Raw genomic sequence first — 21,946 nt, forward strand, 5'->3', positions numbered from 1 at the left:
GGTCGGCGTCCGAAAACTCGATGCCCAAGGGCTCGATGAACAGCCGCTTGGGGCCTGCTTCAACCGCGCCCGCGTGCCAAGCCGCGATGCCGCAGCCCTGGGCGATTCGAACCACCTCGTCGGCCTGCTCGGGCGGCACGAACAAGGCAAAGCCGGCGCCCATGTTCAGCGTGGAGTAGGCCTCGCGGTCGTCCTGGTGGCATTGCTGTTGGATGAACCGGAGCACCGGCGGCACTGGCGGCACGGTGCGAATGCGGTAGCTCAGTTCGCCCGGGTGGCGCAGCAGCTTGCGCCAGCCATGCCCGGTGATGTTGGCGCTGTAGTGCACCGTGATGCCCGCTTGGGCCAAGGCCTCAGTGACCGGGCTGTAGAGCGCCGTGGGCGCCAGCAGCGCGTCGCCGTAGCTGAGACCGGGCGCGATCTCCGTCAGGTAACCCTGAGGCAGGCGCTCGGCCAACTTACGGGCCAGGCTCAGCCCGTTGGCGTGGATGCCGCTCGAGGCCAGCAGCACGATGGCGTCACCGGCGGCCAGTTGATCGCCCACGCTCAAGCGGCTCTTGGGGTTGACGATGCCGGTGCACGAGGCGGCCAAGTCGATGCGACCGCCCTCGACGATGCCCGCCAGCGCGGGCGTTTCGCCACCGCCCCAGGCCACTTGGCACACGTCGCAAGCAGCCTTCCAGCCCTTGACCAGCTCTTGGGCGCGCGCGCCGTCTTCGAACCATGACGACCCCCCCGCGGCCCAGTAAGCCTGCACCACCAGCGGCGTGGCGCCGACGGTGATCAGGTCGTTCACCGCCATGGCGATGGTGTCTTGGGCGATGCCAGCGTAGTAGCTCTTGCCGGTCAGTTGGGCCATCTCATCGGCCACCAAGGTCTTGGTGCCCAGGCACTCCACGATGCTGGCCAGGTAAAAAGGCCCAACGTCGACGACGTAAGCCGATTCGCCGCGCGAAGCCTTCACTTCGGCAAAGCCGTGTTGCGCGATGTTCAGGGCGGTGGCGGCGGCGGCGCGCTGGGCGCTGACCTTGAGCGGGTCGATCAGGTCGTAGTTGACGCCGGCTTGGTCGTAGGTGAGGGGGGTCGAAGCACTCATGGTCGCGATTGTCTCAGGCCCGTGCTTCTCAACCCCATCTCGTCGGCCAAGTGCTGTGCGGGGTAGACCTCTCGCAGCGCCAAGCGGATGGCCTCCAGGTGGACCGACACCGCGCGCGTTCGCGCCTCGTCGTAGCCATAGGCCGAGGCCAGCGAGTCCAGGTTGCCAGCGAACACCACGCCGACCCACTCGCCAGCCGCGTTCAGGATGGGCGAGCCCGAATTGCCGCCGACGATGTCGGGCGTGCTGATGAAGTTCAGCGGGGTTCGAGCGTCCAAGCGATGCCGTGCCGCTGCCAGCCGCGGGGCCAGGTCGAACGGCGGTTGGTGGTGAAACCCATCGGCCCGGGCCCAAAGGCCACCCAAGGTGCTGAACCAGGGCTGCCGCAGGCCTCCCAGCGTTTGCTCGGACACCCTGCCGAATGACAGGCGCAGGGTGCCGGTGGCGTCTGGGGGCGCGCCCCGGCCCAGCGACTGCCAGCGAGCCTGGGCCAAGGCCTTGGCTTGGGCCAATCGAGGCAGGCGCACGTCCGATTCCCACGCCTGACGCAAGCGGTGCAGTTCAGGGTGCAGCGCCAAGGCCAGTCGCAGCAGGCGGTCGGGATGTTGGGCCAAGGCGTCGTCGTCCAGCTTCAGCAGCAAGCGCCGGTGGCTGGCCATCGTCAGCGCAGTGCCCGACAGCCAATGACGCGCCGCTGTGCCCGGGTCGGGCTGGTCGGCCATCGCGATGCGCACCGCAGGGTGCTCGGCGCCCAAGCGCGCCTGCATCCAGCCGATGTGATCGGCCAAGCGCCATTCCTCAAGGGCCAGGGCGGTGGGGGGCTCGGCGCTCAAACGGTCAGTTTCGGCTTCCTCGTCTGGCTCGTGGAAGTCATCCAGGCGCTCGTCCACCGGCCGTTGCCGCTCGGTGCGCAAGGCCAGGGTGCGCTGCACGCGGTCCAGCACGCTGCCCTCTGGCGGCAGGAGCGCAGAGAGCCAGGGCGCCAGTCGCGCGGCGGCGGCCTCGGTCTCGGCCATGGCTTGCCAGGGGGGCTGGGTGGCGGCCGTGCGGCGGATGGTGGCCTCTTCGTCGCGCAAACGCTGCGTGAGTGAGGGGGTACCCAGGGCCGCCAACTCGCCGCGGGCCAGCTTCAGCGTGTTCTCCAGGTTGAGCACCATGTCCATGGTTTGGCGCTGGGCGTCGGGGTGGGTCTGGGCATAAGCCCGTAGCGCCTCGAGCTCTCGGGCCGCGCGGTCGATCCGCAGCGGCATGTGGTGGTCTCGCTCGGCTTCCAGTTGGCTGATGGACTTTTGCCGCTCGGTCACGTAAGGGTGTCCGACCACCAGCACGGCGTCGCCCCGCTGCAAGGGGCGCTGAGCGGGGCGCAGCCAGTGGGCAGGCCGGTGGGCTTGCCCTGAGGCCTCGTGAACGCGCAGGAGCGCGAAGTCGAAGGCGAATCGGGGGTAGGCGAAGTTGTCGTCGTCGCCCCCGAAGTTGGCCGACTGCGCCTCCGGCGCCATCACCAAGCGCACGTCGGTCCAACTGCGGTGGCGGTAGCGATGGTGCACCGCGCCCCCATACAACGGCACCAGCTCGCACACCTCTTGGCGCGGGCAGTCCGGGCCCGTGAGACGGGCCATGGCCGCTTTGCGCCCTGCCGCGTCGTCGGGGATCTGGTCGCTGACATCGTCGATGCCTTGCAGCACTTTGACCACGAGACCCGGGCAGCGCAGCGCGTCCGAGGGCTTGGTGGCCACGAAGCCCGTGGTCTGCAAAGGGCGTTGGGGGGTGGACAGTTGGTCCAGGCATTCGCTGATCACGTGGTGGTTCGTCAGCACCAATCCATGGGGCGACACGAAGGCGCCAGAGCCTCCGCCCACGTTGACCGCCACGGCCCTCAGGCGAGCCAGGTCGGGTTTCAGGCCATGGGCCTCCAGGGCGGCCTCGGGCAACAAATTCAAGGGCCACATGCCCTCGGCCGCGCCGGTGGGCAGCGAGACGAGGGCCGTGGCTGTGGCCAAGGTGAGGGCATTCAGGCAACGCATGGCAATTCGCGGTCCGGTCACAGGCGGCCAGGATAGCGAGGGCAAAATGCCCACCGATGAGCGCCCAAGTCCTCGCCCGCCGCTACCGGCCCCGCCGTTTTGACGAATTGGTCGGCCAGGACCACGTGGTTCAGGCCCTGGGCAACGCCCTCAGAACCGGTCGCTTGCACCACGCCTACCTGTTCACCGGTACGCGCGGTGTGGGCAAGACCACCATTTCGCGCATCCTGGCCAAGAGCCTGAACTGCATGGGCGCTGATGGGCAAGGCGGCGTGACCGACCAGCCCTGTGGCGTGTGCCCAGCCTGCCGGGACATCGATGCCGGCCGCTTCGTGGACTACATCGAACTCGACGCCGCCAGCAACCGCGGCGTGGACGAGATCTCGCAGTTGCTGGACCAAGCCGTTTACAAGCCTGTCGTCGGTCGCACCAAGGTCTACATGATCGACGAGGTGCACATGATCAGCACCCACGCCTTCAATGCCATGTTGAAGACGCTGGAAGAGCCGCCCGATTACCTCAAATTCGTGCTGGCCACCACCGACCCGCAGAAGGTGCCGGTGACGGTGCTCAGTCGCTGCCTGCAGTTCAACCTGCGGCCTCTGCCGCCCGCGCTGGTGCAGCAGCACCTGGGGGCGGTGCTCGCTGCGGAACAGATCGAGGCCGAGGCGGGCGCGTTGCGCCTGCTGTCGCGCGCGGCCCGCGGCTCGATGCGCGATGCACTGTCGCTCACCGATCAGGCCATTGCCTTTGGTGCCGGTCGCCTGCTGGAGGGCGAAGTCGTGCGCATGCTCGGCTCCACGCCGCGCGCCCATGTGCTGGCCATGCTGGATGCCTTGCAGGCCGCCAATGGCTCCGCGCTCGTCGCGCAGGTGCAAGCCTTGCAGGCCGAAGGCCACAGCGCGCAGGGCGCGGTGGACGAGCTCGCGCGTTGGTTGCAACTCATCGCCTTGGCCCAGGCCGCGCCTGAGGCTTTGGATCCCACTGACCCCGACACCGCCGACGCCCAGCAGCGCGCCGCCCCATGGCCGGCCGACGAACTGCAACTGGCCTACAGCCTGTGCCTGCGCGGCCGCTCTGAATTGCCCTTGGCCCCGGACGAATTCGCGGGGCTGACGATGCTGCTGCTTCGGTTGCTGGCGTTCCGGCCTGCGGCGGAAGGCGCGCCCCAGCCGCGACCGCCCTCGCCCCCGCCGGCGGCGCCCCTGCGCGCCTCGCCGGCGGCAGCACGGGCCCATGTCCCAGTGCCCAGCTCGGCCCGTCAAGAGGGGCAGGCCGCGCGCGAGATCCCGCCGGTGGCGCCGGTTTCGCCCGTTCGGCCCGTGCAGCCCTTGGGCCCGGTCACGCCACCGCGCCCGCAACCCTTGCCGGCGCCAGCCCCAAGGCCGACACCGCCCACGACCCAGGCTGCGCCCATGACCGCGGCCGATGACACTCCGCCTTGGGTGGATTTGCCGCCCGAGGAGCAGGACGCCGTGGCGCTGGCTTCGGAGCCTCCGGTCTTGGTGGTTGACGCGCCTGGGCCGACAGAGCCTGCCATCACCGACCCCTCGCCGCCCGCCGTGCTGTCCGCCACGGTGTCCTTGGAGCCCACGCCCGCTGGTGAGGCGTGGGCCGACCTGCTTCCGGCCCTGGGGGCGACCGCGCTGGCGCGCACGCTGGCGCTGCAATCGCAGTGCCTTCACCTGGACACCGAGGGCGACGCCTGGGTGGTCGTGCTCCGCGTGGCCAGCGATGCCCTGCGCACCGGGCCCGCCCCGGCCAAGTTGGAGGCGCTGCTGGCCCAGCACGCCGGGCGGCCGGTGCGCCTGAGCGTGGAGGCGGGTGCGGTCACCGACAGCCCAGCCCTGCGCGACGCTGCGGCAGCCGTCGCCCGCCAGCAAGCGGCGGAAGCCGCCCTGGAACAATCGCCCGAGGTGGCGGCACTGCGCCGTCATTTCGACACCACGCGCATCGCGCCCGGCAGCATCCAGCCGGTTTGAAGGAAGCTCCTCCCATGATGAAAAACCAACTCGCCGGGCTCATGAAGCAAGCCCAGGCCATGCAAGACAACCTCAAGAAGGCCCAGGAAGAACTGGCTCACGTCGAGGTGGAAGGCCAAAGCGGCGCCGGTCTGGTGAAGGTGGTGATGACCTGCAAGCACGACGTGCGCCGCGTCACCATCGATCCGAGCCTGCTCGCCGATGACAAGGACATGCTGGAAGACCTGGTCGCCGCGGCCATGAACGACGCCGTGCGTCGCGCGGCCGAGGCGAGCGAGGCCAAGATGAGCAAGCTCACCGCCGGCCTGCCGCTCCCCCCCGGCATGAAGTTCCCCTTCTGAGTCGCTATTGACCGGCTGCGCGTCCCCAGCTTGACGCTGCGATGCTCGCCGTACCGGTGTACGGCTGCGCTTCTCGCGCCAACCTGGGGCCGCTCGCGGCGGTCACTGGACGACTCAGACTGAGTGTTTTTCATGGCCGCTTTGGACCAACTGATTGACGCACTGCGCCGGCTGCCCGGGGTGGGGCCCAAGAGCGCGCAGCGCATGGCTTACCACCTGCTGTTGAACGACCGCAGCGGCGCGCAGGCGCTGGCGGCCACGCTGTCGCAGGCGCTGTCTCGGGTGCAAACCTGCGCGCGCTGCCATGGGTTTTCGGAAGACCCGGTGTGCGGCGTGTGCAGCGACACGCGGCGCGACCCAGGCTTGCTGGCCGTGGTCGAAAGTCCGGCTGACCAGGCCGTGATTGAGCGCAGCGGTTCGTACAAGGGCTACTACTTCGTGCTGGGCGGCCGCGTCAGCCCCATCGAAGGGCGGGGCCCGCGCGACATCGGCGCCGAAGCGCTCTTGCACCGGGCCACGGACGGGCAGGTGCGCGAGGTCATCCTGGCCACCAGCTTCACCGCCGAGGGCGAGGCCACGGCCTACCTGCTGGGCGAGGCGCTGAAGGCGCAGGGCCTGTCGGTCACGCGCCTGGCGCGTGGCGTGCCGGTGGGCAGCGAGTTGGAGTTCGTCGACCTGGGCACCCTGGCCCACGCCTTCGCCGACCGGCGATGAGCACGCTTCGCTTGCGCGCCCTGAATCCAGGGGTGCCCAGCGAGATCGAGCGCGTGGCGCTGGGCATGCAGGCGACCTTGATCGAGGTCGAGGGCGAATCCATCGGCCGCGCCCTTCACAGCCTGGACTGGCTTCGGCAGCGGGTGCAATGGCACCTGGACCACGCCTGCGCCGCCGTGTGGCTCGCCGTGGTCGACGACGAGGTGCTGGGCCACAGCCTGGTGCGCGCGGAGCCAGCGAGTCCGGAGGAACCCTTGGACGAGGGCCTCTGGGGCTTGATCACGACCAGCTACGTCTGGTCGGCGTTCCGTCGGCGGGGCATCGCCCGGCAGCTGCTGCTGCACGACGAGGCCTGGATGCGGGACCAGGGCCTGAGCCATGCGCGCACCTGGACCGGGGCGAACAACGGCCCGCTCATCGCGCTGTACGAGCGCGCGGGCTACGCCATCGCCCAGCGGGCGGCGCACACCGGATCGGGCCGTCCCATGGTGTGCCTGGCGCGGGACCTGCGTCTGGCGTGATGCAATCGCAGGCCCAACCCTGGGCCCAAAGGAAGCCTGCATGACCACGATTGCCAATGTTTGCTTGATCGCCGCCGCCTTGTTGCCCATCGTTTGCGCCGGCATCGCCAAGAAATCGGGCTTCGGCAAGCGCCGCCGCGACGGCGGCTACGACAACCACGATCCGCGCGGTTGGCTGGCCAAGCAGCAGGGCCTGCCGGCCCGGGCCAACGCGGCGCAGGCCAACGGGTTTGAGGCTTTGCCCCTGTTCATCGCGGGGGTGTTGGCGGCCCAGCAGCAGGGCGCGGCCCAAGGCACCGTGGACGCCCTGGCGCTGGCCTTCGTGGCCGCCCGCATCGTCTACATCGTCTGCTACCTGGCCGACCAGCAAAAGGCCCGAAGCCTCGTTTGGGTGTTGGGCCTGGGCCTGTCGATCGCGCTGTTCTTCGTCTGAGCGCCGTCGGGGCCTCGGGCTGACGGCGCCCGGGGCTCAGCCGCGCTTGACAGGCCGCGTTTTGGCCTTGACCACGTTGCGGGTGGCCGCCTTGGCGCCGCCCTTGTTCTTCTTCGATTGGGCGACGCGCGTGCTGCCGGCTTTCTTCGGCGGCAGTTGCACGGTCACGTTCGTGCCGACGGCGAACTTGGCCGAGACGCCCACGTCGTTCCACTGGGCCAGTTGTTTGGCGCTGACGCCGTAGCGCTTGGCCACGCTGGCCACCGTGTCGCCCTTGCGGGCCTTGTGGGTGATGGTGCGGCGTTGCACCTCGGCGGCCAGAGCCAGGGTGGCGGTGTCGGCCAAGTGCTCGCTCACGTCGTGGTCGCGCTTGGCGGTGCGCGACACCAGCAGCGTGGAGCCTGCCTTGACGAGCATGCGGGGTGGGATGCGGTTGATGTCGCGCAGTTCGGCCTCGTTCATGCCCACCTGCTTGGCGGCTTCAGCAGGTTTCATGGTCCGGGGCACCTGCCAAGCGGTCCAACTGGCCATGGGGCCTTGGTGCTCGGCCAATGCGGTCACAAAGCGGCTGGCGTTGTCGTAGGGCAGCAGAAGCGCCGGCGTGGCGGCAGCCAGGATCACGGGCTTGTTCATTTGCGGGTTGAACTGGCGAAAGCGATCGACGCTCAAGTCCGCCAGGCGGGCGGCCAGTTCCACGTCGATGTCGCGCTCGATCCGCACCGTCACGAAATAGGGGTGGTTGGCCAGCGGTGGCAGGCTCAGCCCCAACAACTCTGGGCGCAGCACGATGTTTTTGATCGCCTGCAGCTTGGGTACGTAGTCGGCCGTCTCGGTCGGCATCCGGAGGCTTTCGTAGTCCGTGGGCAAGCCCTTGGCCGCGTTGCGCTTGATGGCCCGGTCCACATTGCCCATGCCCCAGTTGTAGGCCGCCAGCGCGAGGTGCCAGTCGCCTTCGTAGCGGCGTCCCAGTTGCGCCAGGTAGTCCAGCGCGGCCCGCGTGCTGGCCAGCACGTCGCGCCGGTCGTCGCGGAACAGGTTTTGTTTGAGGTCGAAGTCGCGGCCGGTGGCGCTCATGAACTGCCACATGCCGCTGGCTTTCGCCCGGCTCATGGCTTCCGGGTTGAAGGCCGATTCGATGAAGGGCAGCAGGGCCAGCTCCATGGGGAGTTGGCGCTTTTGCACCTCTTCGACGATGTGGAACAGGTAGCGTCCACCGCGCTCGGTCATGCGCTCCACATAGTCCGGGCGCTTGGCGTAGTAGGCCTCCCACTTCTCCACGCGAGCGCCTTGCAAGTCGGGCAGCGTCAGCCCCATGCGCAGGCGCGCCCACAGGTCGCCCTGGGCTTCGGTGGCGCCCAGGTTCAAGGGCTGTTCCGGGTTGAGGTCGTCTTCCACGCGCTGCACCAGGGGCGGTTCGGCGGGCATTGGCAATGGGGCGAGTGCAGGGGGCGGCGCCTCGGCGCTGGTCGCTGGAGGCGGTGGCGTGAGCGGCACGGGGTCTGGAGCCCGGGGGGAGCGTGGGGTGTCTGCGACTTGGGTGGTGGCACAGCCCCCCAGGGCGAAGGTCAGGACGAGCAGGCTCAGGGGGTGCTTCATGGTCGGGGCTTTCATCAGCGGAAGTCGTCTTTCCAGGCGCGCAAGGCAGCGAACACCGCCACCGCGTCGGCGCTCGAGGCAGGGCTCGGCGCCCTGTGCCGAGCGGCTTGGATCACGCCAGGGTCATCCCAGCGCAGAAAGGGGTTGGTGGCCAGCTCCACAGCCAGCGCCGAGGGCAGGGTAGGGCAAGCCGAGGCGCGCAGGCGTTCGCACTCGGTCTGGCGGTCCATCAAAGCCGGATTGTCGGGCTCGACGTGCCGTGCAAAGCGCAGGTTGGCCAGGGTGTACTCGTGCGTGCAGCACACGCGGGTCGCTCCGGGCAGGTCGCGCAGGCGGGCCAGGCTGGCCTGCATCTGGGCCGGTGAGCCTTCGAACAGGCGTCCACACCCGGCGCTGAACAGGGTGTCGCCACAAAACAAGATGGGAACGCTGCCGTCGCTTGGCGCGGCCATCAGGTACGCGACGTGCCCCGCGGTGTGACCGGGCACGGACAGCACGTCCAGTTGCTGGCCGGCGACCTGCAGTCGATCGCCCTCGTCCACCTGCTCGGTCAAGCCTGCAATGGCTTCGTGGGCGGGGCCGATGACCCGCGCTTGGGGCCAAAGGGCCTTGAGGCGGGCAATGCCCCCCGTGTGATCCCCGTGGTGGTGCGTCACTAGAATCGCGCCCAGCGTGAGCCCACGGTCGTTCAGGGCCGTTTCCACTGGGTTTGCGTCGCCGGGGTCCACCACCAGGGCAGCGTCGCCGTCCTGACCGGAGTGCAACAACCAGATGTAGTTGTCCGCCAAGGCGGGCACCGGGTGCAGGATCAAGGCGGGTGCGGGCATGCAGCAGGGCATGGCGGAAGAAGCAGCAATTCTAGAGTTGGGCGCCTGGCTGGACAGCCCGGCCGGCCGCTACCTGTTGGCCTGGGAGCAAGCCCAACTGGATGCCGCCGTGGCCGATGTTTTCGGCTTCCACGCCCTGCAACTGGGCTGGGCGCCTCTGGCTGGCCTTCGAGCCAATCGCATGCCCCATCGCTGGATCGCGTGTCCCACCGAGGGGGCGGGCGTGCATTTGCGCTGCGATTTCGACGACTTGCCTTTCGAGTCCAACAGCCTGGACCTTATCGTGTTGCCGCACACGTTGGAGACGGCGCCCGACCCCCACCACCGGCTTCGCGAAGCGCACCGTGTGTTGCGTCCCGAGGGTCGGTTGATGGTGCTGGGCCTCAACCCCGCCAGCCTATGGGGATTGCGGCAGCGGGCTGGGGGGCGATTCTTGCCCCAGGCCGGTGAGTTCATCGGCTACCGACGTTTGCGCGATTGGTTGCAACTGCTGGGCCTGGAGCTGGCGGAAGCACGCTTCGGCTGCTGGCGGCCTCCGCTGCAGCGCGAAGCTTGGCTGGCGCGCTGGTCGGCCTTGGACCGCTGGGGCGCTACGTGGTGGCCGGTGTTTGGCGCCGTCTACTTCTTGCACACCATCAAGCGCGTGCACGGCATGCGCTTGGTGGGTCTGGCCAAGACGTCCGGCCAGCGGCGAACGGCGCCGGCCGTGGCCCTGCGGCGCTCGGCCCAAATTCCTCCCCCCGATCACCCATGACCGCGATCAAGAAGCCTGAAATCACCATTTACTCGGACGGCGCCTGCAAGGTCAACCCCGGCCCAGGCGGTTGGGGGGCATGGCTCATCGCCGGCGAGCACCAAAAGGAGCTGTTTGGCGGCCGCCGCAACACCACCAACAACCAGATGGAAATGACGGCCGTCATCGAAGCCCTCAGCAGCCTCAAGCGCAGCTGCCGCATCCAGCTCTACACGGACAGCGAGTACGTGCTCAAGGGCATGACCGAATGGATGCCCGGCTGGGTTCGCCGTGGCTGGCGCACCGCGGCCGGGCAGCCTGTCAAGAACGTCGAGTTGTGGCAGCGCCTGGCTGCCTTGTGCGCCTTGCACGAAATCAACTGGCACTGGGTCAAGGGCCATGCCGGCCACGAAGGCAACGAGAAGGCCGACCAGCTGGCCAACCGCGGTGTCGAGATGGCGCTGCAGCAGCGCGACTGATCGGGGCCGCTACAGTCCCGCCCAACCAAGAGGCCCAGCATGAGCATCAAGAGCGACAAGTGGATCCGCCGCATGGCGCAAGAGCACGGGATGATCGAGCCCTACGAGCCCGGCCAGGTGCGCGAGGTCGACGGTCGGCGCATCGTCAGCTACGGCACCAGCAGCTATGGCTACGACATCCGCTGCGCGCCCGAGTTCAAGGTGTTCACGAACGTGCACAGCACCGTCGTCGACCCGAAGAACTTCGACGAGAAGAGCTTCGTGAGCATCGACGCCGACGTCTGCATCATCCCGCCCAACAGCTTCGCCTTGGCCCGCACGGTCGAATACTTTCGCATCCCCCGCAATGTGCTGACCATCTGCCTGGGCAAGAGCACCTATGCGCGCTGCGGCATCATCGTCAACGTCACTCCGTTCGAGCCCGAGTGGGAGGGGCATGTGACGCTGGAGTTCAGCAACACCACGCCGCTGCCCGCCAAGATTTACGCGGGCGAAGGCTGCGCTCAGGTCTTGTTCTTCGAGAGCGACGAGGTGTGCGAGACCAGCTACCGCGACCGCAAGGGCAAGTACCAGGGTCAACGCGGCGTGACCTTGCCCAAGACCTGAGCGCCTGAGCCGGGCACGGAAACTGGGGCCGAAAGGCCCCTTTTTTTGGGCTCAAGTTCAGGGCCCCGAGCCGGCAGCATGGTGGCCATGATCGTGCCCCTCCCCACCGCTGCCCACGCCAACGACACCGCCGGTGCCGCTTGGTTTGACGACCGCTTGGACGGTCTGTTCGATGGTCTGACTGGCTTGGGGGGGCTGAGCACAGGCGCCCGCCTGGAGGACCTGCAGCGCTTCGCCCGCTTGATGCAGACCCAAGGGCAGGGCGTGGAGGCCACGCGCATGCTCTACGACATGGCCTACGCCCGCGCCGCCTTGGACGAGGCCTTGCTCACGCCGTGCGACCCACTGCGGCGCTTGGCGGATCGCCTGCACGCGCAGTACCAGCGCGCCGGGCAGTGGCTGGGCATGGGCGTCTGCTGAATTCCCGGCCGGCTTGCCCCTGGGCAGACCCGGAGTCGAGGCGGGAGCCTGGGTTTTCATAATGCGCTGCCTCGGCTCGCGCGGGCGCTTTCCAGCGTCCGTGCCCCTTCTGAACCGCCCATGTCAGCCCTCCCCGACGACGATCGCCTGGACCGCGCGCGCCTGGAGGCCGACCCCGTGGCTGACTTTGCTGTGGCGCGGTTGCTGGCGCCGTGTTGGTCGGTTCAAGGCCTGACCCTCACGCTCGACCAGGCGCTGTCGCCCCTGGAGGCCCGAGTGGCGCTCGTCAATGCCGCCCTGAGCTCTTGGCAAACCAACGCCGACATTGCCCGCTGGGTGCCCCCACCCGGCACGCCGGACGACGTCGCCGAGGTGCTGTCGGAGTACCTCATCCAAACCCAGACGCCGCCCTCTTGGGCCCGGCCCGATGCCGTGGCTCGCGCCGAGCACCTGTTCATGGAGGAGGGCGTGCTCTCGTGCCTGCTGCTGTTCTGCGCCAGCCTGCCCGAGTGCTACGTGGCGCCCGACCTCGCCGAGGTGCTGCACACCACGGGGCAGTTGGAGAGCCGCACCGAGCATCGCATCCGCGCCACGGCCGCGATGGTGTTCCCGGTCATGATGCGCGGGGGGCTCTTGGCGCCCAGCGGTGGTGGGCGGGCCCAGATTCTGAAGGTGCGCCTCATCCACGCCATGGTGCGGCACCTGATCCTGCGTGGCACCCCCATCGAGCGATTCCGCGAGGCGGCGCTGCCCGCATGGCAGCCCAGCGCAGCCGCGGCGGCGGCTGCGCCGTCGTTCGTCAGCAGCCTCTTGCAACGGGGGTGGCCGCAAGACGCTTTGGGCCTGCCCTGCAACCAAGAGGAGCTGGCCTACACGCTGTTGACCTTTGGCTACGTGATGCTGCGCGGCCTGCGCACCCTGGGCGTGCCCCACGCGCCCGACGACGAGCGCGCCCTGTTGCACACCTGGAACGTGATGGGCGCCCTCGTGGGCGTGCGGCCTGATTTGATGGCGCACACCATGGACGAGGCGGCAGCCCTTTTTCAGCGACTGCAAACGCGCAGCCGACGCCGTGCCCTGCCGCAGGACCCGAGGCCTGCGCTCGGTGCCGCCCTGATGGACAGCATGGCGCGCGTCATTCCCTGGGGCCTGGCCAAGCACTGGCCCGTCCTCATGACGCGCCAGCTTTGCGGCGCGAGCAATGCCTCAACCATCGGTCTCGGTCCGCAGCGCGCGGTGCCGTGGGCGTCGGCCTGGAGCTATCGGGTGTTGCGGGCCCTGACCGGGGGCATCGACGGCTGGGTCCGACGGGTTCTGCCGCGTTTTTCCCTGGCGCGCATGGTGGGTCGCTTGTTGGGCTACCACCTGATGAGTGGCTTCTTGATGGACCAGACCCGCCCACTGCGATTGCCGGAAGGGCTGCGCCAGCAGATGCAGCAAACGGTGGGTCATTGGGGGCAAGACCCAGCTGCACCGGGGTGGGTCAATCGCTTGGAGGACTGGTGGACCGGTCCGGGGGCCTGGCATGCGCCGCGTTCTTGAGCGTTGGCGTGCCGGGTTCTTGCTGCTGGTTCTGAGCCTGCTCTCCATGGGAGTTCAGGCGCTGTCGCCACTCGCGCTGAACGATGACGAGGGCGCGGTTCAGGTTTGGCCGGCGGTCACGGTGCTCATGGACCCGAGCCGATCGTGGAGTTTGGACGAGGCCCGGCAGCGGGTGGGCGAGTTCGCCGCGCCCACGACGGCCTTTGCCACGCTGGGGCAGCGGCGTGACGCCGTTTGGATGCGCGTGCCCGTGCAAGTGGCGTCCCAGTCGGATGGGCGCTGGGTGTTCGACGTCGATTACGCCGTGCTCAATCGCATCGACGTGTACCTGCTGTCGTCCCGCGGCGAGGTGTTGCGACACGTCCGGATGGGCAACACCGTGCTCGCGGCGGAGCGTCCCATGCCCAGCCGTTCGCATGCCGTGGAGCTCGATTTCCGCCCGGGCGAGGCGCATGAACTCTGGGTGCGTGTCGAGTCCCTGGGGGCGCTCATCGTGCCGATGACCCTCAACAAAGAGCCCGCCTTCCTGTCGCGGGCCTTGCGCGAACAGATGCTCCAGGGCTTGCTCCTGGGCGTGGGTGTTTGTTTGATCGCCTACAGCTTGGCTCAGTGGTTGACCCTGCGCGAAGCGTTGCTGCTCAAGTACGCCGTCCTCATCGGCGGTGGCGTGATGTTCTCGGTGGTGCAGTTCGGCATCGGGGCCCAGTACTTCTGGACCGACGTCTTCTGGTTTGACATGCATTTGGCCGGCATCTCGGCCCTGATGGCGTCAACGGGCACCTTCCTGTTCGTGGAAGAGGTGCTCCGTGGACCCGAGCGACACCGTTGGTTCTCGCCTGTGATGAAGGCGGGCGCAGCCTTTTTGGTTGCGGTCGCTTGGGCTTACGGTGTGGGCTGGATCGACCTGCACGTGGTGAGCAAGGTGATCGGCACTGTGGGGCTGATGCCCGGCCTGATGGGCTTGCCGGGTGCTGTCCAGCGCGCGCGGCAGGGCGACAGCGTGGGTTGGTACTTCTTGGTGGCCTGGTTGGGCTACTTTGTCAGCACCACCATCATGGTGCTCGTGATCCGCGGCGTCGTGCCGGCCAACTTCTGGACGCAGCACTCGTTCCAGTTGGGGGCAACGCTGGACATGCTGTTGTTCTTGCGCGTGCTGGCGCTTCGCCTGCATGCGGTGCACGAACAGGCGCTGCGAGTCGCCCATGAGCGGGATCACGCGCTCAGCGTGGCCGCCACCGATGCGTTGACCGGGTTGCTCAATCGGCGGGGCCTGCAAGCGGCCTTGAATGAGGCCTTGCCGGCGGGCAAGCCTGGACAGATCACGGCCGTTTACTTGATCGACTTGGACGGATTCAAGCCCGTGAACGACGAGTTCGGGCACGAAGTCGGCGACCGACTGCTGGTCGCTGTTTCCGATCGCTTGAGGGCTTTGCTGCGCCAAGCGGACTTGGTGGCTCGCTTGGGCGGAGACGAGTTCGTCGTCCTGGCTCAGGGGCTGAGCAACGAGGCGCACGCCCAGCGCCTGGGCGAGGAACTGTTGGCTGCGTTCCAGGAGCCCTTCCCCTTGGACGGACTCATCGTACGGGTGGGCGCGACCGTTGGGTATGCGCTCTCGCCCATGGACGGCAGCGACCCCCATCACCTTCTGCAGCGCGCCGACGCCGCTATGTACGAGGGCAAGCGACGCGGCAAGCGCCGCCTGACGCGGCTTTGACCCTTCGGTCGCCCCTGCTCAGCCCGTGTTGCGCAAACCTGCGGCGATGCCGTTGATGGACAGGTGGATGCCGCGTTGCAGGCGTTCCAGCTTGTTGGGGTCTTGCCGCTCTTGAGCCGGAAGGGAGCGGTAGCGCCGCATCAACTCCACCTGCAAGTGGTTGAGGGGCTCGATGTACGGAAAGCGGTGGGCGATGGAGCGCGCCAAGGCGGTGTTGGTGGCCAGGCGGTGGCGGTGCCCGGTGATCAGCGTCAGGGCCAACTCCGTCGCTTCGTACTCGGCGCGGATGGCAGCAAAGATGCGACGGCCCAGTTTCTTGTCCTCCACCAACTCGACGTAGCGGGCTGCCAGCCCCAGGTCGGTTTTGGCCAGCACCATGTCGAGGTTGGACAGCAAGGTGCGGAAGAAGGGCCACTGTTTGTGCATGCGGCGGAGCTGGGCCAGGCGTTTGCCATGCCCAGGGCTGGCCTCGTCGCCGAGGAAGTGACGCACGCCCGACCCGAACCCGCACCAGCCCGGCAGGGCCACGCGACTTTGGCCCCAGCTGAAGCCCCAGGGGATGGCGCGTAAGCCTTCGATGGCCTTCGGGCCGCCGGCGCTGCCCGGGCGCTTGGCCGGGCGGGAGCCGATGTTGAGTTCGGCAATTTCACGGATGGGCGTGGCCGCGAAGAAGTAATCGGCAAAGCCCGGGGTGTCATACACCAGGTTTCGGTAGGCGGCGTAGCAAGCGTCGGACAAGTCCTGCGCGGCCTCCAAGAACACCTTGGGCGCCTCCTGCGTGGGGTGCAGCAAGCTGGCTTCCAGGGTGGCGGCGACCAGGGTCTCCAGGTTGCGCCGGCCGATGTCCGGATTGGCGTACTTGGAGGCGATGACCTCGCCTTGCTCGGTCAGCCTGATTTGTCCGTTCACCGTGCCCGGCGGTTGGGCCAAGATCGCTTGGTAGCTGGGGCCGCCTCCGCGGCCCACCGTGCCGCCACGGCCGTGGAACAGCCGCAGGGTGGGGCCGCCGTCGCGCGATTTGAGCTCGTCAAACAGGGCGACCAGAGCGATTTCAGCGCGGTACAGCTCCCAGTTGCTGGTGAACACGCCGCCGTCTTTGTTGCTGTCGCTGTAGCCGAGCATGATGTCCTGCTCGTTGCCGCTGTCGCGCACCAAGTCGGCCACGCCAGGCAGTGCGTAGAACGCAGCCATGATGGCCGGGGCTTCGCGCAGGTCGCCAATCGTTTCAAACAGCGGGCTGACGATCAGCGCGCTGCGTGCCCCTTGGCCCAGACTGCCCACCACGAGCCCGGCCTCCTTGGCCAGCAGCAGCACCTCCAGCAAGTCGGACACCGACTCGGTGTGCGAAATGATGTAGTGGCGAATGGCTTCGCGGCCGAAACGGTCTAAGGCCTCTCGTGCGGCCTCGAACACCGCCATCTCGCCCTGCGTGTGATCGCTGTAGGTGGCGCCCATCACCCGCAAGGGGCGCACTTCTTGGAGAAGGCGCAGCAGCAGGCTGCGTTTGGCGGTCTCGTCCAGCTCGCTGTAGTTGAGCTCGACCCGGGCCACCGCCAACAGTTCGCTGACCACGGCCTCGTGCTGGTCGCTGCTTTGGCGCAGGTCCAAGGTGGCCAGGTGGAAGCCGAACACCTGCACGGCGCGGATCAGGGGGGCCAGCCGCTGGCTGATCAGGGCCTGGGCATGGTGAAAGCGCAGGCTGGCTTCGATGGTGCGCAAATCGGCCAGCAAGGCGTCGGGGTGCGGATAGGGATCTTGCGGGGCGACGGCATGGCGCAGGGCCTCGGTGCCCGTCAGGGCGTGCAGCGTGGCGGCTAAGCGCGAGTACATGCCCGTGAGCGCGCGCCGATAGGGCTCGTCCATGCGGTGCGCGTTTTGGTCGGGGCTGCGCTCGGCCAGCGCTTGCATCTCGGGTGTGATGGAGGTCAAGCGAGCGGAGATGCTGAGCTCGGCCCCCAATTGGTGCAGCTCTCTCAGGTAGTGCCGCAAGGCCACTTCAGCCTGCCGTTGCAGCGCGTGGCGCAAGGTGGCGGCCCCCACGTTGGGGTTGCCGTCGCGATCGCCGCCGATCCAATGGCCCATGCGCAGGAAGGCGGGCAATTCAGCGCCGCGCAGGGCGGGCAGCGCCTCTTCCAGCTCGGCGTACACGCGCGGGATTTCGCGCAAGAACGTGGCCGGGTAGTAGGACAGCGCGTTCTCGATTTCGTCGGCCACGGTGAGCTTGCTGTATCGCAGCATCCGCGTCTGCCAGAGCTGCGTGATGCGGGCCCGCAGTGCCTCTTCGTTGCGCCGCAGGTCGCGCTCCAGCGTCAGGCCATCGCGCTGGGCGATCAACTCAGCGACTGCGCGCTCCGCGTCCAAGATGCTCTTGCGCTGGACTTCGGTGGGATGGGCGGTGAGCACCGGGGCGATGTGCGCACGCTCCAGCAAGCGCGCCACGTCGGTCGGTCGAACGCCAGCTTGGTGCAACTGCTCGAGGCTGAAGGCCAAGGAGCCGGCCTGGACATGGCCTTCGCGCTCATGGTGTTCGCGCCGTCGAACGTGGTGCCGGTCCTCGGCGATGTTGGCCAAGTGCGAGAAGTAGCTGAAAGCGCGGATCACCATCACCGCCTGCTCGCTGGACAAGCCCTTGAGCAGCTTGTCGATCTGCTTGCCGGCCGCCGCGTCCTGGCCGCGTTTCCACGCCACGGACAGCTGCCGGATGCGCTCGACCAACTCGAAGGCCTCGCGGCCCTCCTGGTCGCGGATCACTTCGCCCAGCAAACGTCCGAGCAGCCGGATGTCTTGGCGAAGGGGTTGTTCCTTGTCGGCGGCGGGCGCAGGGGCGAGGGGGGTCTTGGCGCGGGGCATGGTGGTCGATCCCGATCGAACGATGGCAGGCGCAATGTAACCCGGTTACATGGTTTTGTGCATGGAGTTTCTTCTCCAGGGGCGGGGCTGGCTTCGTCGGCCGGCTAGAGTGCGCGGATGAATCAGACATTGACGATTGCCACCCGGCAAAGCCGCTTGGCCCTGTGGCAAGCCGAACATGTGAAAGCGCGGCTGGAACAAGAACTCGGCGCCCAAGTCGTCCTGTTGCCGCTCAGCACGCGCGGTGATGAAATCCTCGACCGGAGCCTGTCCAAGGTGGGCGGCAAAGGGCTGTTCGTCAAGGAGCTGGAGGTGGCCTTGGCCGAGGGGCGCGCCGACTTGGCGGTGCATTCGCTCAAAGACGTCCCCATGGATCTGCCGGAAGGTTTCTCCTTGGCAGCCATCTTGGAGCGCGAGGACCCTCGCGACGCCTGGGTGAGTCCGCAGCACGCCAGCATGGACGATGTGCCCCAGGGTGCGCGCATCGGCACCAGCAGCTTGCGGCGACAAGTCCAGCTGCTGGCCCGGCGCCCTGACCTCGACATCCAGCCTTTGCGGGGCAACCTCGACACGCGGCTGCGCAAGCTCGACGGCGGCGAGTACGCCGGCATCGTTCTGGCCCGCGCCGGGTTGGTGCGTTTGGGCCTGGGTGACCGCGTTCGCCAAGCTTTCGAGACGGACGCCATGCTGCCTTGCGCCGGCCAAGGCGCCTTGGGAATCGAGGTGGTTTCGGCTCGGCAGGACCTCATCAAGCGCTTGTCGGTTTTGATCCACACACCGACTCACCGGGCCTGCAGTGCGGAGCGCGCTGTGTCGCGCGCCTTGGGCGGCAGTTGCAGCGTGCCTCTGGCCGCGCATGCCACCTGGGCGGCTGCCGGCGTGCTGCACTTGCGCGCCGTGTTCGGCGCGCTCAGCGCCGATGGCGCGCGCACGTGGCAGGCCGAAGCTTCTGCCGAGGTGCACGACGCCGGCGCGGCCGAAGCGTTGGGCGTGCGCGTGGCCACGATGCTGCGCGATCAAGGCATCCCCCAGGATCTCGCGCTTGGCTGAACCGCCGCTGGTGCTCACGCGTCCGGCCGCGCAGGTGCCGGCTTGGCGGGACGCTCTGCAAGCCTTGGGTGTCCCGGTTCGGGCTTGGCCGCTCATCGCCATCGGGCCAGCGCCCGACCCCCGCGCGGTCCTGCGGGCGTGGCAGGCTTTGCCGGGTGCGCGCGCCGCCTTCTTTGCCAGTCCCAATGCTGTCGCGGCCTTCATGGCGGCGCGACCCGCGGGCCTGGGGTGGCCTGACGACTGTTGGGCCGCCTGCGTGGGACCCGGCAGCGCTGCCGCCCTGCGCGACGCGGGCGTCCCGGCGTCGCGCATCGTGTCGCCGCCTGAGGACGCCGGGCGCTTCGATTCCGAGGCGCTGTGGCCGCAATTGGCGTTGGCGGCGCCGTGGTTGGGGGCTCGCGTGCTGCTGGTGCGGGGCGAGGGGGGGCGCGAATGGCTGGCCGATCGTTGGCGCGAGGCCGGTGCGACGGTTCAGGCTTGGTCCGTCTACACCCGGCACTGTCCCGTGCCCGACGGCCACGAACGCCAACTTCTGCAAACCTGGATGCACGAGCAGCCACCGCCGCTGTGGTTGCTGTCCAGCAGCGAGGCGGTGGTGCATTGGCAGCATGTGGTGGGTGCCGCCCTGCCGCCTTTGCCGACTTTGGCCACACACCCACGCATCGCTGCCGCTGCTCGTGCCGCCGGCTTGACCGTGACCGAGGTTGCGCCCACGGTGGGCGCCGTGGCCGAAGCGTGGCGCCGGCATGTCGCCCACCTGCCGCTCCCCCAGGGCGCGCGGGCCGCTCCCTAGAATCTGTCGCATGCATCCCGAGACCGCCAGCGATCCCCCTTTGACTGTGCCTGCCGCCCCTGTGGCGCCCCCCGCGGCCGCACGATGGGCCTGGGGCGTGGCCGCGGCGACGGGCGTGGTGTCCGCCGTGGCCTTGGCCATGGCCTGGCAAGCGCAAAACCGCTTGAACAGCTTGGAGCAGGAACTGGTGCGGCGTCAGGCGGCCAGCCAGGGCCTGGCGGAGTCCGCTCGCGGCGCTGCCAAGCACACCGAGGACCAAGTGCGCGACTTGGCGGCCAAACTGGCGTTGGCCGAGGCCCGCCTGGCCGAGGTGGCTTTGCAGCGCGGGCAATTGGAAGACTTGCTCAGTTCGCTGTCCCGATCGCGCGAAGAAAACGTCGTGGGCGACCTCGAGGCCAGCCTGCGAGTGGCCACCCAACAGTCAGCCCTGGTGGGCAGCACCGAGCCCCTGCTGACGGCCCTGCGGCAGGGAGAAGAGCGACTGCAGCGCTTCAAACAGCCCCGGCTGGAGGGCGTGCGCCGCGCCCTGTTGCGTGACTTGGACCGCGTGAAAGCGGCCAGCACCATCGATGCCGCCACGCTGGCGTTGCGTCTGGACGAAGTGGCTCGGCTGGTGGACGACCTTCCCCTGCTCAACGAACCACATTTGGCGGTCCGCCCGGTGGCCACCCCACCCGCTCGACCGGCCAGCGAACCCGACGACGCTTGGCTGCGTTGGCGGCATTGGGTGCAGGTGCGGGCGGGCGACGTCTGGCGGGAAGCCAAGGACTTGGTGCGCGTGACGCGCATCGACAACCCCGACGCCATGCTCCGCAGCCCCGAGCAGACCTTTTTCTTGCGCGAGAACCTCAAGTTGCGGCTCCTCAACGCTCGCTTGGCCTTGCTGTCGCGCCAGTTCGACACCGCCCGCAGCGATCTCGAAGCCGCCTTGCGGCTCATTCATCGCCATGCGGACACCCGCCAGCGCCGCACGCAGACCGCCATCGAGTTGATGACCCAGGTGTTGTTGCAGGCCAAGCCGCAGCCCTTGCCGCGTCCCGATGACAGCTTGGCGGCACTCGCCGCCTTGGGTACGGTGCGTTGAGATGCGGGGCGTGATCTGGCTGGTCCTGCTGTTCACGGCGGCGGCCGTGGCGGCGATGACCTTCGGGCGCAACGACGGGCTGGTCAGCCTGTTTTGGCAAGGTTGGCGTGTCGACTTGTCGCTGAACCTGTTTTTGTTGGGTCTGTTGTTGTTGTGCGGCACCCTGATCGTGGCTCTGCAGTCGCTGGATGCCCTGCTGAACCTGCCCCAGCGTGCGCGCGCTTGGCGCTTGGCGCAGCGCGACCGAGGCGCTCAATCCCTGTTGCGCGAGGCCTTGCTGGCCTTGTGGGGAGGACGGTTCGCACGCGCTCAGAAGGCCGCGCAGCGCCTGCTGGCAGTGCAAGCCAAAGCGCCCGAACTGAGCGCCGATCCCGATGCCGTGGCCTTGGCTCACTTGCTGGCCGCCGAGTCGGCCCATCGTCTTCAGGACAAAGCCCGACGCCAACGGCACTGGGAGGCCGTGTTGTCCCACGGGTCGGCCCGCGTCCATGCGGAAGTGGCCAAACTGCTGGCCGCCGGTTGGGCGTTGGACGACCGCGACGCGGCAGGGGCGCTGCGTCACCTGGACGATTTGGGCCCAGGGGCTGGGCGTCGGACGCAGGCCTTGCGCCTGCGCCTGCAGGCCGCGCGGCTGGGCGGGCAGCCCCTCGATGCGCTGCGGGCGGTCCGATTGCTTGCCAAACACCAAGGCCTCAGCGCCGATGCGGCCCGAAGCCTCCTTCGCTCGCTGGCCTTCGATGTGCTCGACTTGGCGCGCGATGCCGACCAACTCCGTCAGGCTTGGCTGAGCCTGGAGCCCAGCGACCGTCGCGACGTGGTCGTGGCCTGTCGCGCGGCCTTGTTGATGGCGCGCTGGGGGGCGGCCGATGACGCGCGGTCTTGGCTCAAGCCCCTATGGGATGCCATGGGCTCTCTGGCCGACGACGAGCGCGCCGTGTTGGCCGCCGCCATGTCGCGCTGCACCGTCGGGATCGGTCCCGAGTGGCTGCCCAAGTTGGAGTCGGCCGCTGCCCAATGGCCACGCGATCCCCATTTGGCCTTGGCGCTGGGCTTGGCTTTGGCCGAGCTCCAGCTGTGGGGCAAAGCGCGCTTGCTGCTGGAGTCGGCCGGGCAAGATCCGCGCTTGAGCGGTGACGAACGG

General features: G+C 68.4%; 20 protein-coding genes. 15 read left to right on the forward strand and 5 right to left on the reverse strand.

Features of this window, described 5'->3' with window-relative positions:
- On the reverse strand, positions 1 to 1,096 hold a 1,096-nt coding region (locus O9335_RS14980), incomplete at its 3' end, for an AIR synthase-related protein (RefSeq protein ID WP_298389532.1).
- Positions 1,093 to 3,120 (reverse strand): S46 family peptidase, encoded by a 2,028-nt coding sequence (locus O9335_RS14985; protein WP_298389534.1) that lies wholly within the window; start codon positions 3,118 to 3,120, stop codon positions 1,093 to 1,095. The genes O9335_RS14985 and O9335_RS14980, both read right to left, overlap by 4 nt.
- Before the next feature lie 56 nt (positions 3,121 to 3,176).
- Between O9335_RS14985 and dnaX the strand changes: the two genes are divergently transcribed.
- The 5 genes from dnaX to O9335_RS15010 all read left to right on the forward strand — a co-directional run bounded on the left by dnaX (position 3,177) and on the right by O9335_RS15010 (position 7,111).
- The gene (dnaX, locus tag O9335_RS14990; protein WP_298389536.1) at positions 3,177 to 5,102 is read left to right on the forward strand and encodes a DNA polymerase III subunit gamma/tau; all 1,926 of its coding nucleotides are present in this window, start codon (positions 3,177 to 3,179) and stop codon (positions 5,100 to 5,102) included.
- Positions 5,103 to 5,116: 14 nt separating this feature from the next.
- The gene (locus O9335_RS14995) at positions 5,117 to 5,443 is read left to right on the forward strand and encodes a YbaB/EbfC family nucleoid-associated protein (RefSeq protein ID WP_298389538.1); all 327 of its coding nucleotides are present in this window, start codon (positions 5,117 to 5,119) and stop codon (positions 5,441 to 5,443) included.
- Between the two features lie 123 nt (positions 5,444 to 5,566).
- Positions 5,567 to 6,157 carry a recombination mediator RecR gene (gene recR, locus O9335_RS15000; protein ID WP_298389540.1) on the forward strand — a complete coding sequence of 197 codons (591 nt, stop codon included), beginning with the start codon at positions 5,567 to 5,569 and terminating at the stop codon, positions 6,155 to 6,157.
- Positions 6,154 to 6,678, forward strand: coding sequence for an N-acetyltransferase (locus tag O9335_RS15005; protein ID WP_298389542.1), 525 nt, complete (start codon positions 6,154 to 6,156; stop codon positions 6,676 to 6,678). The genes recR and O9335_RS15005 overlap by 4 nt, the downstream gene beginning before the upstream one ends.
- A 40-nt stretch (positions 6,679 to 6,718) precedes the next feature.
- Positions 6,719 to 7,111 (forward strand): MAPEG family protein, encoded by a 393-nt coding sequence (locus O9335_RS15010; protein WP_298389544.1) that lies wholly within the window; start codon positions 6,719 to 6,721, stop codon positions 7,109 to 7,111.
- A 36-nt stretch (positions 7,112 to 7,147) separates the two neighbouring features.
- Here O9335_RS15010 and O9335_RS15015 read toward each other — a convergent pair whose 3' ends face one another.
- Entirely contained in the window at positions 7,148 to 8,707 is a 1,560-nt protein-coding gene (locus tag O9335_RS15015; protein ID WP_298389546.1) for a transglycosylase SLT domain-containing protein, read from the reverse strand.
- A 14-nt stretch (positions 8,708 to 8,721) separates the two neighbouring features.
- Positions 8,722 to 9,534: a hydroxyacylglutathione hydrolase gene (gene gloB / locus O9335_RS15020; RefSeq protein ID WP_298389548.1), complete on the reverse strand. Its 813-nt coding sequence runs from the start codon at positions 9,532 to 9,534 to the stop codon at positions 8,722 to 8,724.
- Between the two features lie 10 nt (positions 9,535 to 9,544).
- Between gloB and O9335_RS15025 the strand changes: the two genes are divergently transcribed.
- The 6 genes from O9335_RS15025 to O9335_RS15050 all read left to right on the forward strand — a co-directional run bounded on the left by O9335_RS15025 (position 9,545) and on the right by O9335_RS15050 (position 15,028).
- Entirely contained in the window at positions 9,545 to 10,288 is a 744-nt protein-coding gene (locus O9335_RS15025; protein ID WP_298389550.1) for a class I SAM-dependent methyltransferase, read from the forward strand.
- Positions 10,285 to 10,746, forward strand: a complete 462-nt coding sequence (gene rnhA, locus O9335_RS15030) for a ribonuclease HI (RefSeq protein WP_298389552.1) — start codon at positions 10,285 to 10,287, stop codon at positions 10,744 to 10,746. Before O9335_RS15025 ends, rnhA begins: the two co-directional genes overlap by 4 nt.
- 39 nt (positions 10,747 to 10,785) lie before the next feature.
- Positions 10,786 to 11,352 (forward strand): dCTP deaminase, encoded by a 567-nt coding sequence (gene dcd, locus O9335_RS15035; protein ID WP_298389554.1) that lies wholly within the window; start codon positions 10,786 to 10,788, stop codon positions 11,350 to 11,352.
- An 87-nt stretch (positions 11,353 to 11,439) separates the two neighbouring features.
- Complete coding sequence (locus O9335_RS15040) at positions 11,440 to 11,772, forward strand: hypothetical protein (RefSeq protein WP_298389556.1); 333 nt, start codon at positions 11,440 to 11,442, stop codon at positions 11,770 to 11,772.
- A 120-nt stretch (positions 11,773 to 11,892) separates the two neighbouring features.
- The gene (locus O9335_RS15045) at positions 11,893 to 13,314 is read left to right on the forward strand and encodes an oxygenase MpaB family protein (protein WP_298389558.1); all 1,422 of its coding nucleotides are present in this window, start codon (positions 11,893 to 11,895) and stop codon (positions 13,312 to 13,314) included.
- On the forward strand, positions 13,298 to 15,028 hold the full coding sequence (locus O9335_RS15050) for a diguanylate cyclase (protein ID WP_298389560.1): 1,731 nt from the start codon (positions 13,298 to 13,300) through the stop codon (positions 15,026 to 15,028). The genes O9335_RS15045 and O9335_RS15050 overlap by 17 nt, the downstream gene beginning before the upstream one ends.
- Before the next feature lie 18 nt (positions 15,029 to 15,046).
- On the opposite strand, the gene ppc is transcribed toward O9335_RS15050, so the two are convergent.
- Positions 15,047 to 17,878, reverse strand: coding sequence for a phosphoenolpyruvate carboxylase (gene ppc / locus O9335_RS15055; protein WP_298389562.1), 2,832 nt, complete (start codon positions 17,876 to 17,878; stop codon positions 15,047 to 15,049).
- 117 nt (positions 17,879 to 17,995) lie between these two features.
- Between ppc and hemC the strand changes: the two genes are divergently transcribed.
- From hemC to O9335_RS15075, 4 genes are all read left to right on the forward strand, one after another.
- A complete protein-coding gene (gene hemC / locus O9335_RS15060; RefSeq protein WP_298389564.1) occupies positions 17,996 to 18,928 on the forward strand; it encodes a hydroxymethylbilane synthase in 933 nt (310 codons plus the stop codon).
- Positions 18,921 to 19,721, forward strand: a complete 801-nt coding sequence (locus tag O9335_RS15065; RefSeq protein ID WP_298389566.1) for a uroporphyrinogen-III synthase — start codon at positions 18,921 to 18,923, stop codon at positions 19,719 to 19,721. The genes hemC and O9335_RS15065 overlap by 8 nt, the downstream gene beginning before the upstream one ends.
- Before the next feature lie 10 nt (positions 19,722 to 19,731).
- On the forward strand, positions 19,732 to 20,805 hold the full coding sequence (locus tag O9335_RS15070) for a uroporphyrinogen-III C-methyltransferase (RefSeq protein WP_298389568.1): 1,074 nt from the start codon (positions 19,732 to 19,734) through the stop codon (positions 20,803 to 20,805).
- Between the two features lie 10 nt (positions 20,806 to 20,815).
- Positions 20,816 to 21,946: heme biosynthesis HemY N-terminal domain-containing protein (locus tag O9335_RS15075; protein WP_298389570.1), on the forward strand; the 1,131-nt coding region annotated here is incomplete at its 3' end.

It is taken from the genome of Inhella sp., assembly GCF_027532025.1.
In the GTDB taxonomy this organism is placed as follows: domain Bacteria; phylum Pseudomonadota; class Gammaproteobacteria; order Burkholderiales; family Burkholderiaceae_C; genus Inhella.